This is a genomic window from Brenneria sp. g21c3 (assembly GCF_040240345.1).
Lineage (GTDB): Bacteria > Pseudomonadota > Gammaproteobacteria > Enterobacterales > Enterobacteriaceae > Brenneria.
This window is the reverse complement of sequence record NZ_JBEIAB010000004.1, coordinates 357,047-369,056: the sequence shown is the minus strand read 5'-3', so window position 1 is coordinate 369,056 and position 12,010 is coordinate 357,047. Positions and strand designations below refer to the sequence as shown.

Annotated in this window: 11 protein-coding genes; 7 read left to right on the top strand and 4 right to left on the bottom strand. The window is 59.5% G+C overall.

Annotation, left to right across the window (positions count from 1 at the left end; genetic code table 11):
* Positions 1–2: 2 nt before the first annotated feature.
* The 4 genes from ABRZ28_RS08995 to epsC form a co-directional block, all read right to left on the bottom strand.
* A complete protein-coding gene (locus ABRZ28_RS08995; protein WP_319603032.1) occupies positions 3–287 on the bottom strand; it encodes a ubiquitin-like small modifier protein 1 in 285 nt (94 codons plus the stop codon).
* Between the two features lie 39 nt (positions 288–326).
* Positions 327–752: a M67 family metallopeptidase gene (locus tag ABRZ28_RS08990; protein WP_319603033.1), complete on the bottom strand. Its 426-nt coding sequence runs from the start codon at positions 750–752 to the stop codon at positions 327–329.
* Positions 749–1,651: a PLP-dependent cysteine synthase family protein gene (locus ABRZ28_RS08985; protein WP_319603034.1), complete on the bottom strand. Its 903-nt coding sequence runs from the start codon at positions 1,649–1,651 to the stop codon at positions 749–751. Before ABRZ28_RS08985 ends, ABRZ28_RS08990 begins: the two co-directional genes overlap by 4 nt.
* Before the next feature lie 114 nt (positions 1,652–1,765).
* The gene (gene epsC, locus ABRZ28_RS08980) at positions 1,766–2,749 is read right to left on the bottom strand and encodes a serine O-acetyltransferase EpsC (RefSeq protein ID WP_319603035.1); all 984 of its coding nucleotides are present in this window, start codon (positions 2,747–2,749) and stop codon (positions 1,766–1,768) included.
* A gap of 315 nt (positions 2,750–3,064) precedes the next feature.
* Here epsC and ABRZ28_RS08975 point away from each other — a divergent pair, with 315 nt between their 5' ends.
* From ABRZ28_RS08975 to ABRZ28_RS08945, 7 genes are all read left to right on the top strand, one after another.
* A complete protein-coding gene (locus ABRZ28_RS08975; protein WP_330520076.1) occupies positions 3,065–3,808 on the top strand; it encodes an aspartate/glutamate racemase family protein in 744 nt (247 codons plus the stop codon).
* A gap of 210 nt (positions 3,809–4,018) precedes the next feature.
* Positions 4,019–5,605 carry an ABC transporter substrate-binding protein gene (locus ABRZ28_RS08970; protein WP_330520075.1) on the top strand — a complete coding sequence of 529 codons (1,587 nt, stop codon included), beginning with the start codon at positions 4,019–4,021 and terminating at the stop codon, positions 5,603–5,605.
* A 60-nt stretch (positions 5,606–5,665) separates the two neighbouring features.
* Positions 5,666–6,652 (top strand): ABC transporter permease, encoded by a 987-nt coding sequence (locus ABRZ28_RS08965; protein WP_330520074.1) that lies wholly within the window; start codon positions 5,666–5,668, stop codon positions 6,650–6,652.
* Between the two features lies 1 nt (position 6,653).
* On the top strand, positions 6,654–7,541 hold the full coding sequence (locus ABRZ28_RS08960) for an ABC transporter permease (RefSeq protein ID WP_330520073.1): 888 nt from the start codon (positions 6,654–6,656) through the stop codon (positions 7,539–7,541).
* The gene (locus ABRZ28_RS08955) at positions 7,538–9,226 is read left to right on the top strand and encodes an ABC transporter ATP-binding protein (RefSeq protein ID WP_330520072.1); all 1,689 of its coding nucleotides are present in this window, start codon (positions 7,538–7,540) and stop codon (positions 9,224–9,226) included. The genes ABRZ28_RS08960 and ABRZ28_RS08955 overlap by 4 nt, the downstream gene beginning before the upstream one ends.
* Before the next feature lie 22 nt (positions 9,227–9,248).
* On the top strand, positions 9,249–10,028 hold the full coding sequence (locus ABRZ28_RS08950; protein WP_330520071.1) for an SDR family oxidoreductase: 780 nt from the start codon (positions 9,249–9,251) through the stop codon (positions 10,026–10,028).
* A gap of 74 nt (positions 10,029–10,102) precedes the next feature.
* The gene (locus ABRZ28_RS08945; RefSeq protein WP_330520070.1) at positions 10,103–11,362 is read left to right on the top strand and encodes a D-amino acid dehydrogenase; all 1,260 of its coding nucleotides are present in this window, start codon (positions 10,103–10,105) and stop codon (positions 11,360–11,362) included.
* Positions 11,363–12,010 lie beyond the last annotated feature (648 nt).

Genomic DNA, 12,010 nt, shown 5'->3' with positions numbered 1-12,010 from the left:
GTTTAGTCCTTTGTTCCACCGGCGATGGCCGGCACTAAAATAACCTCATTGCCTGCGCTCACCGGCGTAGCCAACCCGCCGGTGTTTTTGATATTGCTGTCATTCACATACAGATTGATAAACGAACGCAATGCGCCATCCGCTTCGTATAAATGCTGACGGATATCGGGGTAGCGATCCGCCAGCGCTTCGATTAACTGGCCGACGGTATCGCCCTCCAGCTGAATTTTTGACTGACCATCGGTAAAAGCGCGCAGCGCTGTCGGAATCAGTAAGGTGACGGACATAGGGTATACTCCTTAAATCTTGCGTTGATTGGGTTACGGTCAAATGACGTCGACGTTTTCCTGCTCGAATTGTTTGCTCGCGGGCGAGAGCCGCCAACTGGTAAACGCCCCCGCCTCGCGGGCGGCGACCGCAACGATGATGTAGGAATAAAACGGCAATGCGTGCGCGCGGTCATACTCCGACGGCAGCGCGGGATGATCCGGGTGCGAGTGGTAAAAACCGACCACATCCAGCGCCTCGCGTCTGGCGATACGCTCCGCCCACAGGAAATCATCCGAGGTGATGACGAACCGGTGATACTGCTCGTCTTCCTCACGGGCGTTGTCTATCGGCAAAATCTGCGCCACGATGGTGTCGCCCTGCGTATCGCTGGCGCCCAGCAGCACGCCGCAACATTCGTTGGGATAGGTTCTCTCACCCTCGCGTCGGATTTTCTGCTCGATGTCTTTCGTTAGCTTGATCATGATTCTTCGTCCCAAAAAGTGTCCGACAGATAACGCGAACCGGTATCGCACAGCAGCGTCACCACCGAGGAACCCGCCGGCAGCGTGGCGGCGAGTTTCAACGCGGCCGCCACGTTCGCTCCGGACGATATCCCGACGAACAGTCCTTCACGCCGGGCCAGCAGCCGGGAGGTGGCGTAGGCTTCCTCGGTGGTGACGGTAATTACGCCATCCGGCAGGCTTTCATCCAAAATGCCCGGCTTGATGCTGCTCGCCATATGTTTGGTCCCCTCAATGCCGTGAAACGGCGAGGCGGGCTGCACCATAAATGATTTAATCGCGGAATTTTCCTGCTTTAAGCGGCGGGAACAGCCGATAAAGCTGCCGGAGGTACCCACGCTGGCAACAAAGTGGGTGACGCGCTGCTCGCTCTGCCGCCAGATCTCCTGGCCGGTGGTGGTGTAATGAATCAACGGATTAAGACTGTTGTTGTATTGATCCGGATAGAAATACGTCCCGTCATCGGCCTCCACCAGCGCTTGCACCGCCAGATAGGCGCCGTCGGATCCTTCCAGCGAATCGGTCTCCACAATCTCCGCGCCAAAGCTGCGGATAATTCGTTTGCGCTCGGCGCTGGTATTCTGCGGCATAAAAAGTTTGACCTTAAAACCGAGCACCGCGCCCAGCATGGCGTAGGCAATGCCGGTATTCCCGCTGGTGGCGTCGACCAGCGTTGTTTCGCTGGTCAATTTGCCGCTGGCGAGGCCGTCCAGCACCATGGCTTTCGCCGCCCGATCTTTTACCGAACCGCTCGGATTCATAAACTCCGCCTTGCCCCAGACAGTCACGCCTGAAGTATTTCCGGGTAAATGATTGAGCGCCAGCAACGGGGTATTTCCCACCAGATCAAGAAGAGTCATCTCGATTATTTCCGTTATTTCATTATTATTTATTCAGCCACTGCGATCGTTGCTATCGTTCGTTTATTACTGGCTTGCTTTAAATAACGTTTTAAAAAAAACGTTAAGATAGAATTAAATACCATCGCCATCCTGATATTTGGTTTGCAATACCGACGCCTGCCGAATATTACTGCCGGGCGGCACGTCGCGGGTTACCCACACATTGCCGCCTATCGACGATTTCGCGCCGATGGTGATACGCCCCAGCAAGGTGGCGCCGGCGTAGATAACCACGTCATCCTCGACAATCGGATGGCGGGGATAACTCTTTTGCAGCACGCCGGAATCATCCACCAGAAAGCGCTTCGCCCCCAGCGTCACCGCCTGGTAAATACGCACGCGTTTGCCGATGATCGCGGTTTCGCCGATCACCACGCCGGTGCCGTGGTCGATAAAAATTCCCACGTCGATCTGCGCGCCGGGGTGAATATCAATCCCGGTTTCGCTGTGGGCTTTTTCACTGACGATCCTCGCCAGCAGCGGCAATCCGAGAAGATAGAGCTGATGGGCGATCCGGTAATGGATCACCGCGTAAACGCCCGGATAGCAGAGCAGCACTTCATCGACGCTCTTGGCCGAGGGATCGCCCTGATAAGCGGCCAGAATATCGATATCCAACTGCCGACGGATGGACGGCAGTTGCGACGAAAACTGTCTGACGAGATGAATCGCTTTGGCCTCATCGCTGTCCTCGTGCGACGGCGATGAACCGGACTGACGCGCCAGATTGGCGCTGTAGCGTAATTCGAGATACGCCTCTTCCATTAAGCGGTCGAGCGTATTACTCAATAAATAACCGACATAATAATCTTCGCTCTCTTTTCTTATCGAGCTGATGCCCAAACGCATGGGATATAATATTTTCAGAAGATTATTGACGACGGCGGAAAGATTTTCTTTGGAAGGCAACAGGCGTTTATTCTGATATTCACCGACCGAATGATTATCCCGCCATTCATTTCTGGCCTGACTTAATTCCGATACGATGCTATCCAAACCCCAACGACTATTATTTTGCTGAATAAAAATAGATTCACTGACTTCTACATTATTCATAACCGATTACCTATTAAAGCCAGAGATTTATATCTAAAAGTTATTTACATAAATAGGCTTATTACTTCCTGAAAGCAAATGTTTTTATTTGCTTTCAATTGCCGAAATACAACTAAAGAAAGGCGTGAGCGCATCGCGGCGCGGCCAATGCCGCCAAAGCGCTTTATGCGGCGTCATCCGACGATTGCCGATATGCGCCGGACGAAAATGGATATTCAATAAATTTTCTATGCCGCGAGCCTATTTTTGTTAGCGTTGCGCCGGTGACGCCTCAGGTCATAAAACCTTTAACCTAATGAAACATAAGGCATTAATATGAATATCGATGTTGATGCGGCGCGACAGGCCGCTCCCCTCCCCACGCTGGGCATCCTGCTGTTGAACACCCGTTTCCGCCGCTATCAGGGCGATATCGGCAATCCCGCCACCTGGCCGTTCCCGGTGCGCTATCGGGTGGTTGAACAGGCGGAACCCCGGCATATGGGGCATCTGGCGCAACACGATCTGCTCGCGCCGTTCCAACAGGCGGCGCAGGCGCTGATCGACGACGGCGTGGTCGGCATCGTCACCAGCTGCGGCTACCTTGCCTATTATCAGCAGGAACTGGCCGCCTGGTCGCCAGTCCCCGTAGCCACCAGCAGCTTGCTACAGTACGGCTTAATCCGGCAGTTGCTGCCCGCCAATCGCTATCCGCTGATTCTGACCTTCGACGAAAGCACGCTGACGGGCGATTATCTGCAAAAGGTCGGGATCCCGCCGCAGGCCGCCGTCGCCGGCGTCGATCCGCGCACAGCCTTCGTGCGCGCCATTCGGCAAGGCGAAGATGACGTTCCCTACCAGCTCATCAGGCATGAGGTGCTGAGCGCCGCGCAACAGGCGCTGGCGCGTTTCCCCGCGGCGGGCGCGCTGTTGCTGGAATGCACCAATCTCGCTCCGTTCAGCGCCGAACTGCGTACCCGTTTCGGTCTGCCGGTATTCGATGCGGTCACGCTCGTCAACGGTTTTTACGCGGCGCTGCGGCCGCCGGTCTGGGATGGCGGCGCGTCTTGGAATCTGTAGCGCGCCGCTTACAGTTTTAGCGGGAGATTGCCGCCAACCGTCTCTTTTTTCATCCGTTCCGGCGGATCGCCGCCGGCGATGATTATGCATTTTTTGACCAAGCATAGCCAAATTTAAACGTTCGTTTTAAATGGTCGTTCAAATACGATGACGACAATGCTTGCAAAGTAAAGGCATATGACATGTCCAGGCGACTACAGGATTGAAAAGATGAACAAACGCATTGTCCTCTCTTTACTGTTATTCATGAGTTCGAATGCTATCGCCGACGCCCAGACGACCGGGCAAACGCCTCAGCGCGGCGGTACGTTGAATTTTCTGGTGGAACCGGAACCGCCGGTGCTGACGACGCTGGTCAATACAGCGGGGCCGATATTGAAAGTGAATGCCAAAGTGATAGAAGGGCTGCTGAGCTATGATTTCGATCTCAAACCCATCCCGCAGTTAGCGACAAGTTGGGAAATCAGCCCGGACGGCAAGCGCTATACGTTCCATCTGCGTCAGGGCGTGAAGTGGCACGACGGCAAAGATTTCACCGCCGCCGACGTCGCGTTTTCCCTCCTCGCGGTGAAAAAGTACAATTCGCGCGGCCAGGGAACTTTCGCCAGCGTCACCGCGGTAAAAACGCCCGATCCCCATACCGCCGTCATCGAACTGTCGCAACCGGCTCCTTATCTGATCAGCGCATTTTCCGCCAACGAAGCGCCCATCGTACCCCACCATCTGTACGAAGGAACGGATATCCGCAGTAATCCGCACAACGCCGCCCCTATCGGCACCGGGCCGTTCGTCTTCAAGGAGTGGGTGCGCGGCAGTCATATCATTTATCAACGTAATCCTGACTATTGGGATCGGCCGAAACCCTATATCGATCGATTGGTGGTCAAATTCATTCCCGACGCCGCCGCCCGCACCATCGCTTTCGAAACCGGCGCGGTCGATCTGGGCAGTGAAACGCCGGTCCCGCTAAGTGAAATCGCGCGCATCAAGAATAACCGCAAACTGGGCATCGAAACCGGCGGCTACGGTTACGGCCCGACGCAAACGCGCATCGAGTTCAATCTGGATAATCGCTATCTGAAGAACCTGAAAGTGCGGCAGGCCATCGCGCATAGCATCAACCGCGATGTGCTGAAAAACGTGGTGTGGTACGGCTATGCGGTCAACTCCCCTACGCCGATCACCCCTGAACTGGCCCGATTCCACGACGCCGCGCCCTCCCCCTACGCCTTTAATATCAAGCAGGCTGAAACGCTGCTGGATGAAGCCGGATTCCCCCGCCGGGCCGACGGTATCCGTTTCCGACTGACCCACGACTACTTGCCGTACGGCGACGGCTTCAAACGCGTGGCGGAGTATGTCAAATCGGCGCTGGCCAAGGTGGGGATCGACGTCACCATCCGTTCGCAGGATTTCGCCACCTACATTAAACGCGTCTATACCGATCGCGATTTCGATTTCACCAACCACTCCATTTCCAATTTGTTCGACCCGGCGGTAGGCGTACAGCGCCTGTACTGGTCGCAGGCGTTCCAACCCGGCGTTCCCTTCGGCAACGGTTCCCACTACCGCAACCCGGAGGTCGATCGCCTGTTGGAGCAGGCGGCGGAGGAGATTGACCCGGACAAACGCGCCGAGCTGTATAAAGCGTTTCAGCGCATTGTGGCGCAGGAATTACCCGACCTGAATCTGTTGCAGATCAAGCGCCTGACCCTCTACAACCAGCGCGTCCACAACCATCTGACCGATATTCAGGGAGTCAACGGCTCGCTGGCCGATGTCTGGCTGGAACAATAAATCGACCCGACCGTCGTTCCCCGCCGGCGGGGAAACACCGGCAAACGCGAAAGGAAGACGATGAATAAATTTGCACGAACAGGGCGCGTCCTGCGACGCACGATACTTCATGCGCTCCCGACCGCCATCGGTATCGTCATCGCGGTTTTTTTCCTGCTGCAACTGGTACCCGGCGATGCGGCGGACGTGCTGGCCGGGGAATCAGGCAGCGCCACCGCGGAAACCCTGACCCAGTTGCGCAGCCAGTTCGGTCTCGATCGGCCGATTCTGCATCAGTTGTACAGCTATCTGCACAATCTGGCGCATCTCAGTCTGGGGTTTTCGCCGCGCTATAACGCGCCGGTAACGGAACTGATCCTGTCACGTCTGCCCGGTACGCTGTTGCTGATGCTGCTCTCGCAGGCGGCGTCCGTCCTCCTCGGCATCGCGTTGGGAACCGTCATGGCGGTTTGGGCGGGCAAATGGCCCGATCGCCTGCTGTCTTTGCTGGCCCTGTTGCTCTATTCCACGCCTGGTTTCTGGATCGGTCTGATGGCGCTTATCGTGTTTTCCGTCCATCTCGACTGGCTGCCTGGCGGCGGCAATATCACCATCGGCGCCGACCTGCGCGGCTGGGACTATGTTCAGGATATGCTGCGGCATGCGGTGCTGCCGGTGCTGGCGCTGAGCAGCTTCTTCATCGCCATCTATGCCCGGCTGACCCGCGCGGCCATATTGGAAATCAACCGGCAGGATTTCGTGCGCACCGCGCACGCCAAAGGCCTTGCGCCGCTGGTCATCACCGTGCGTCACGTTCTGCGCTGCGCGCTGCTGCCGATCACCACGGTGGCGGGAATGCACTTCGGCAATCTGCTGGGCGGCGCGGCGGTGGTGGAAACCGTGTTCAGTTGGCCGGGACTGGGACGTCTGGCGCTGGACGCCGTGCTGGCGCGCGATTTCAACGTCCTGCTCGGCGTGCTGTTGCTCTCCGCTTTGCTGGTGATCGTCGCCAACGTGCTGGTCGATTTACTGCAAGCCTGGCTCGATCCCCGCATCAAGGTACAGTGAAATGAAAAATTCTCATTCCGCCGCTACGAGCGCGCCGCGGCAAAATCGCCTGTCGCCGGAACTGCGCGCCTTTGTGCGCAATCCGGCCGGCATGGCGGGACTGACGCTGCTCTTGCTGGTCGTGTTCATGGCGCTGGCCGCGCCGGTTATTTATCCCGACGATCCGCTTGATATGGCGGCGCAGCCGTTCCTGTGGCCCGGACAGGATCCCGACTATCCGCTGGGAACGGATTCCCTGGGCCGCGACGTCGCCGCCGGTATCGTCCACGGCGCGCAGGTGTCGCTGCTGATCGGCTGCGGTTCGGTGCTGGTGAGCCTGCTTATCGGCACGCTGGTCGGCAGTCTGGCCGGTTATTTCGGCGGCCGGGTCGATGACCTATTGGTACACCTCACCGAATTATTTCAAACCTTCCCGACCTTTCTGCTGGTGGTGGTGCTGGTGGCCATCGGGCAGCCATCGGTGACGCTGATCTCCAGCGCCATCGGCATCGCGTCATGGCCGACTATCGCCCGTCTGGTGCGCGCCGAGTTTCGCACGCTGCGCGAAAGCGACTTTGTGCTTGCCGCGCGCAGTCAGGGATTCTCCAGTCTGCGCATCATTCTACAGGAGATGCTGCCGAATGCCCTGCCGTCGATTATCGTCACCACGTCCGTTATGGTGGCTTCATCCATTCTGATTGAATCGGCGCTCTCGTTCCTCGGCTTTGGCGATCCCAATCGCGTCAGTTGGGGCTCAATGATCGGCGCCGGACGCGAATCCCTGCGCACCGCCTGGTATCTGACCACGCTGCCGGGCTGCGTGCTGGTGCTGACCGTACTGTCACTCAATCTGGTGGGCGATGCGCTTAATGACGCGCTGAACCCACGTCTGCGGGAGAGAAACACATGACGCCGTTATTGGATATTCAGGATCTGCATGTCGCCTTTCCCGGTCATCAGGCCGTCCGCGGGCTGAACTTAACCATTCGGCCCGGCGAAACCCTGGCGCTGGTCGGCGAATCCGGTTGCGGCAAGTCGGCCACCGCCCTGTCGCTGATGCGTCTGATCGCCGAACCCGGCCGCGTAAAGGGGCGTATTCTGTTCGAGGGACAGGATCTGCTGACCCTGCCGGCATCCGCGATGCGCCGACTGCGCGGCAACGCCGTTTCGATGATTTTTCAGGAGCCGATGACCTCGCTCAATCCGGTGCTGTCCATCGGACGACAGATCGGCGAAACGCTGCGCGTACACCAGTCGCTGAAACCGGCCGCCGCTCGCGCCAGAGCCATCGAGCTGCTGGATTTGGTCAAAATCCCCGAGCCGGCCCGGCGCATCGACGACTATCCGCACAATCTGTCCGGCGGCCAGCGCCAGCGGGTGATGATCGCCATGGCCGTCGCCTGTCAGCCGCGCCTGCTGATCGCCGACGAGCCGACCACCGCGCTGGACGTCACCATTCAGGCGCAAATTCTCGAACTGCTCGACCGTCTGCGCCATGAGCTGTCGATGAGCCTGCTGCTCATCACCCACGATCTGGGGCTGGTGGCGCGCTGGGCCGACCGGGTCGCCGTGATGTACGCCGGACGCAAGGTGGAAGAAGCGCCGACGGCGCAGCTGTTCGCCGCGCCCCGACACCGTTACACGCAGGGCCTGCTCGCGACGTCGTTACACCTGGAACAGGATACGCACTACCATACCGGCCGTCTGGCGGAGATCCGCCACGGGTTCGAAAACGACGAACCGACCTTCACCCTGTTCACGCCGCCGTCGTTGCCGGCGCATACTCCCGACCGGAACGGTCGCCCGCTGCTGTCGTTAAAAGGCGTCCGCACCGAATACCAGACGTCGCAGGGACGTATCGCCGCCGTGGATGACGTGTCGCTGGATATTTTTCCCGGCGAGACGCTGGGTCTGGTGGGCGAATCCGGCTGCGGCAAATCCACGCTGTCGAAAACCATTCTGCGCCTGCTGCCGTCGGCCCAGGGACAGGTGATCCTCGACGGTCAGGACATCACCCGTCTGAAAGAGTCGCAGCTACAGCCGTTGCGCCGTCAGGTGCAAATGATATTTCAGGATCCCTACGCCTCGCTCAATCCGCGGCACGATATCGCCCATATTCTCGAAATACCGCTGATCGTACATAAGATTGGCGACAAAGCCGAACGCCAGCGCCTGATCCGGCAGATGGCCGACCGCGTCGGGCTGACGCAAAGCAGCCTGTCGCGCTATCCGCATGAGTTTTCCGGCGGCCAGCGCCAGCGCATCGGTATTGCCCGCGCGCTGATCGTGCGGCCGAAACTGGTCATCTGCGACGAACCGGTCTCCGCGCTCGACGTCTCGATCCAGGCGCAAATTCTCAACCTGCTGGTTGAACTGAAAAACGATATGGGACTGGCGCTGCTGTTTATTTCCCACGATTTGGCCGTGGTGCGCTATGTCGCCGACAGAGTCATGGTCATGCAGTACGGACAAATCGTGGAAAGCGGCGATCACCGCCGAATCTGGCGACAGCCGCAGCATCCCTACACCCGTCAGCTTATCGATGCGGTCCCCAGCGGACAGCGGAATGCGCCGCCGCGCCAGGCTAGCGCATAGTCATCTCACCGGAGTTTGTGCAATGAATTTAGGCATTGAAGGCAAAAAAGCGCTGGTCTGGGGCGGCAACCGGGGGTTGGGTAAAGCCGCGGCATTGCAACTGGCGCGCGAAGGCGTGCAGGTGACATTACTGGCCAGAACGGCGTCCAGTTTGCAACAGGCGCAGCAGGAAATCCGGCGGCTCAGCGGCACGACGCCGTCGACGCTGACGGCCGACATCACCACCGAACAGGGGCGGATGGCCGCGCTGGCGCTGTGTCCGCAACCCGATATTTTGATTAATAACGCCAGCGGCCCCGCGCCCGGCGACTTTCGTCAGTGGGATCGCCAGCAGTGGCTGGCGGCGCTTGACGGCATGATGCTCGGCCCGATCGAGATGATGCGTCTGACCGTCGACGGCATGACGGCGCGCGGTTTTGGCCGCATCGTCAATATCACGTCGCGCAGCGTCAAAATCCCCCAACTGGAGCTGGGCTTGTCCAACAGCGCCCGCTGCGGCCTTACCGGCTTTGTCGCCGGGCTGTCCCGCTCCGTGGTTCGGCATAACGTCACCATCAACAATATTCTGCCCGGCATCTTCGCGACTGAAGGTCAGTGGCGACACATTCAGGCGCTGGCGCGACAAACCGGACGCGATGTCGATCAAATCCGACAGGAACGCGCGGCGGCCAACCCGGCCCGACGCTACGGCGAGCCGGAAGAGTTCGGCGCCGCCTGCGCCTTTTTGTGCTCTCGTCAGGCCGGTTTTATCACCGGCCAGAATCTGCTTATCGACGGCGGCAGCTATCCCGGCACCTTTTAGCCATGGCGCAGACGACCAGACGATGCCGCCCCGACGCAAATTCCCCCTATTTCATCTCAGACAGGAACATAACCATGAAAGTGATTGTACTCGGCGCCGGCGTGATCGGCGTCACCACCGCCTGGTATCTGCACCGGCAGGGATTCGAGGTGGAAGTGATCGACCGCCAGCCCGGCGCGGGGCTGGAGGCCAGTTTCGCCAACGCGGGCGGCGTCTGCCCCGGATTTTCCGGCCCCTGGGCCGCTCCGGGCATGATGATGAAAGCGCTGCGCTGGCTGTTCGACGCGCAGGCGCCGTTGAAATGGCGGCCCCGCCTCGATGCCGCTCAGTGGCGCTGGCTGTGGCTATTCGCCCGCGAATGCCGGCTCGAACGTTACCGGACCAACAAGGCGCGCATGCAGCGCATCGCCCAGTACAGCCAACGCTGCCTGCAAGAACTGAAAGAAGAAACCGGCATCCGCTACGAACAGCAAGCGCTGGGCGTTCTGCAACTGTTCAGCACCCAACAGGAGTTGGATATGGCCGGTCAGGCGTCCCGCGTGCTGACGGGCTTCGGCGTCGATCACCGTATCGTGGACGCCGCCGGCGCCAGGGCGATCGAACCGGCGCTGGCGCAGGCCAACGTGGCGCTGACCGGCGGGCTGCACCTGCCGCGCGATGAAACCGGCGACTGCGCCCTCTTCACCCACGAACTGGCGCAACGCCTGCGACGACAAGGAGTATCCTTCCATTTTAATACGGCCATCGCCGCGCTGATGCGGGACGGACGTCGGCAACGCGTCGTAGGCGTCGAGACCGACCGCGGCCCGCTTACGGCAGACGCGGTGGTGGTCGCGCTGGGCAACAATGCCGCCCAACTGGTCAGGCCGCTGGGCATCCGGCTGCCGATCTATCCGGTCAAGGGTTATTCCGTCACGCTGGATATCAATAACCCGGATGCCGCGCCCCGCTCGTCGGTGATGTTTGAGTCCCGTAAGGTGATGATTACCCGGCTGGGCGACCGTCTGCGCGTGGCCGGTATCGCAGAAGTGGCCGATTTTTCCACCCGACCGAACGACAAATCATGCGCTTTCGTCGCCGACACCGCCAGGGCGCTCTTTCCCCACGCCGGCGATTATCACAATATCGAGCAGTGGTGCGGCCTGCGCCCGATGACGCCGGACGGCCCCGGCTACATCGGCGACACGCCGTTCTCCGGACTGTTTCTGGCCTGCGGCCAGGGCTCCAACGGCTGGACCCAGGCGGCGGGCGTCGGCCGACTCGTCGCGGACGCCATCGCCGGCAATGCGCCGGCGATCGATCTGGAAGGATTGACGCTCGAACGCCATCTCTGACCCTGGGCGGGGAATCTGCCGATGGCGGTCTGCGGTTTCAGTAGAAGATCCCCGCCTACTACCGCGGGGATGACTGGGGGGGAGCCGCGGGGATGACAGGGTTGTGAGCCACGGGAATGACGAAAGCGTAGATGTGGATGGCAAGAGTGCAGACCACCACTTACGTCCCCCACCGTCATTCCCGCGCAGGCGGGAATCACTCAATAAGGGTCTGTGGTTTCAGCAGAAGATCCCCGCCTACTACCGCGGGGATGACGGGGTTGTGGGCCGCGGGGATGACAGAGTTGTGGGCCGCGGGGATGACTGGGTTGTGAGCCACGGGGATGACGAAAGCGTAGATGTGGATGGCAAGAGTGCAGACCACCACTTATGTCCCCCACCGTCATTCCCGCGCAGGCGGGAATCACTCAATAACGGTCTGCGGTTTCAGCAAAAGATCCCCGCCTACTGCCGCGGGGATGACAGGGTTGTGAGCCGCGGGGATGACTGGGTTGTGAGCCGCGGGGATGACGAAAGCATAGATGTGGATGGCAAGAGTGCAGACCACCACTTACGTCCCCCTCCGTCATTCTCGCGCAGGCGGGAATCACTCAATAACGGTCTGCGGTTTCAGCAGAAGATCCCCGCCTACTGCCGCGGGGATGACTG

Coding starts and splice junctions, on each gene's coding strand:
- ABRZ28_RS08995 (WP_319603032.1), bottom strand. CDS start 287: ATGTCCGTCACCTTACTGATTCCGACAGCGCTGCGCGCTTTTACCGAT.
- ABRZ28_RS08990 (WP_319603033.1), bottom strand. CDS start 752: ATGATCAAGCTAACGAAAGACATCGAGCAGAAAATCCGACGCGAGGGT.
- ABRZ28_RS08985 (WP_319603034.1), bottom strand. CDS start 1,651: ATGACTCTTCTTGATCTGGTGGGAAATACCCCGTTGCTGGCGCTCAAT.
- epsC (WP_319603035.1), bottom strand. CDS start 2,749: ATGAATAATGTAGAAGTCAGTGAATCTATTTTTATTCAGCAAAATAAT.
- ABRZ28_RS08975 (WP_330520076.1), top strand. CDS start 3,065: ATGAATATCGATGTTGATGCGGCGCGACAGGCCGCTCCCCTCCCCACG.
- ABRZ28_RS08970 (WP_330520075.1), top strand. CDS start 4,019: ATGAACAAACGCATTGTCCTCTCTTTACTGTTATTCATGAGTTCGAAT.
- ABRZ28_RS08965 (WP_330520074.1), top strand. CDS start 5,666: ATGAATAAATTTGCACGAACAGGGCGCGTCCTGCGACGCACGATACTT.
- ABRZ28_RS08960 (WP_330520073.1), top strand. CDS start 6,654: ATGAAAAATTCTCATTCCGCCGCTACGAGCGCGCCGCGGCAAAATCGC.
- ABRZ28_RS08955 (WP_330520072.1), top strand. CDS start 7,538: ATGACGCCGTTATTGGATATTCAGGATCTGCATGTCGCCTTTCCCGGT.
- ABRZ28_RS08950 (WP_330520071.1), top strand. CDS start 9,249: ATGAATTTAGGCATTGAAGGCAAAAAAGCGCTGGTCTGGGGCGGCAAC.
- ABRZ28_RS08945 (WP_330520070.1), top strand. CDS start 10,103: ATGAAAGTGATTGTACTCGGCGCCGGCGTGATCGGCGTCACCACCGCC.